3 protein-coding genes are annotated in these 2,099 nt (G+C 57.6%); all 3 read right to left on the bottom strand.

The genetic code is table 11. From position 1 onward, the window contains the following. Positions 1-81 precede the first annotated feature (81 nt). The 3 genes from QTL94_RS26265 to QTL94_RS26275 are packed head-to-tail and all read right to left on the bottom strand — an operon-like array spanning position 82 to position 1,924. Positions 82-1,119: a hypothetical protein gene (locus QTL94_RS26265; RefSeq protein WP_289803568.1), complete on the bottom strand. Its 1,038-nt coding sequence runs from the start codon at positions 1,117-1,119 to the stop codon at positions 82-84. Beyond that, the gene (locus QTL94_RS26270) at positions 1,119-1,523 is read right to left on the bottom strand and encodes a DUF6950 family protein (RefSeq protein WP_289803569.1); all 405 of its coding nucleotides are present in this window, start codon (positions 1,521-1,523) and stop codon (positions 1,119-1,121) included. Before QTL94_RS26270 ends, QTL94_RS26265 begins: the two co-directional genes overlap by 1 nt. A 5-nt stretch (positions 1,524-1,528) precedes the next feature. Continuing rightward, positions 1,529-1,924: a hypothetical protein gene (locus tag QTL94_RS26275; protein WP_289803570.1), complete on the bottom strand. Its 396-nt coding sequence runs from the start codon at positions 1,922-1,924 to the stop codon at positions 1,529-1,531. Between the last annotated feature and the right edge of the window lie 175 nt (positions 1,925-2,099).

Consider the following 2,099-nt stretch of genomic DNA (forward strand, 5'->3'; position numbering starts at 1 on the left):
AGGAGAAACGCAGGAACTTGACCACTACGACTAACACAAACGATACCTAAAAGCGGGTCACTTCTCGGTGGAAACGCCGGGTCAGCTCTCAATGGGAATCAACACACTGATCACCAGGTCATCGTCGGTAAAAGTCTCGACAATCGGCTGATCGGTTCCGATCAACGGCCAGGACCCATCAACGTCGTCGATGACGGTCCCGCCGCAAGCGGTCATGACCGCTTCGATATTGTCGCCGTGCTGGGCATCTGCATCAAACAAGATCGAGCAGCGGTAACGCTTCTCCCCGCCAGCATCCTCGTCGCAGATGTTCATAGCCGCGACATAGCGATCGAAAGGAAGGTCTGCCGCCTCCATTCCCATTCCGCAAAACAGATCATTATTGACGGAGAAGCCCCGACGATAATTGTATTCCTGCACGATCGGGTTTTCCGAGAACTCATAGGTCGAGTAATCATCCCATCGGTGCGAGCCGGAACCACCAACCGTGGAGTCCTTGCGAATATCATACAGACGGGCACCGCGGATCTCGAAGAAGAAGTCGGGGAACTGAGACAGTTTGTCTTGACTGTAAGTCAGAGCAACCCTCACCCAACAAATGCCAGTCCCAATGTGATCAGCGGTCCAGCGTCCCGCCGGGTTCGAATGCGAAATCATGCCCGCATCCGCCGTAGTTTGTGTCCCGCTGTAGAATGTGAATTGCATGAGGCCGGCATAGACACCACTCGTGACACTGTAGACGGTCTTGACCGAATCCGACGACACGACGCCGAGCGCCAGCCGCGACCCGCCGGCCCAGATCTTCGAGAGGCCGTCGCATGGAAAATCGGAAAGCACGTAGACCTGCTCTAGGTACTTGTTCGAGCTGCCGTACGTATTGACATAGCAATCGTGGCCGGCCAGGCCGACGAGGCCGCAAGCCACTTTCCGGCTGACGTTTTCACCATATTCGCGCTCGAATTCGACGCCGCCAACTTGTTTCTGGTTCTTCTTGGCCTGCCGCTGCTGGATCTTGCTGACGATGAGATTGAGGCCAATCCCGATGATAGCTTTGCCGATGACACCGAGAGAACCGAAAAAGCCGCCAATGGCGCCGACGACTGGAGCGAGAAAGGGCATCAGGTCACCTTAAATGCATATGCCACGGATGAGCTTGGCAGGAACTCGACAGCCTCGGGTCCACGCGTCATGAAACCAATCGAGGTGAATAAGCCGCCCGTAAGCACGCCATCGCGATCAACCACGCCGATATCGCCGCGCTGCGCCATGCTGGGAGCGATCTCCGCGAACTTCGCAGAAAAGGCATCGCGAACCGTCTCGAAACCGTGCTGGCGCAGCTTCTTGGCCGCGCCGGCTTCCGTCTTGTAGCCGATGGCGTCAGCGTACATTCGATCGCCCGTGACAGCCTCGACGCCATCGTCTGCGATCAGATAGCAGTCTGACGTACCATAGATTGAGGGCAACGCCTGATGCTTCGCCACAACCGCATTGAGGCGCTTTTCCCAGCCGGGAAGTCTAGCCATGTCGATTACAGTCCCTTGAAACCTATGGCACGCGCTGCGCCGGCGGCTGCACTCTTCGCCGTGTTGACGGCAGAGCCGACCGCCTTGCCCCATGCGATATCAACGCGGCCAGCGGTTGCCGCATGTTCGAAGAACCTATCGCCGGGGTCGCGGCGCTGCTGATCAGCGACTGTTCGCTTCCGGCCGTTTTGCCTTGAGTAGTCAAGCTGCCGACCCTCACACCGAGCGGTCAGGAAATAGCCGCGTGTCTCGTCGACGTTGTGCTCGATCACATCGAGGTAACCGCGAGCGACTGCCTCGACCTGGATCAGTGCCATTGTGTCCGGATGGAAATGGGCATCGTAGACAACGACTGTCCGATCTCGATAGTCCTCGCTTTCGATCTGGGTGTCAATCGGCACCCAAAACTGACCCCATATCGGCGTCCAATTTTGACCCCCTTGCTCTGTAGATCAGCGCTTGGCCTGCCCGACGCTGGCCGGGGTTGCAGAGGGTAGGCCAAGTGCGGGTGAAAGGGACTTTCGGCTTTAGCTTTGAGAGCGGTTCTTGAAGCGCCAGGACTCGTTTCCGGTTTCG

It is taken from the genome of Rhizobium sp. S96 (genome assembly GCF_030382195.1).
Lineage (GTDB): Bacteria > Pseudomonadota > Alphaproteobacteria > Rhizobiales > Rhizobiaceae > Rhizobium.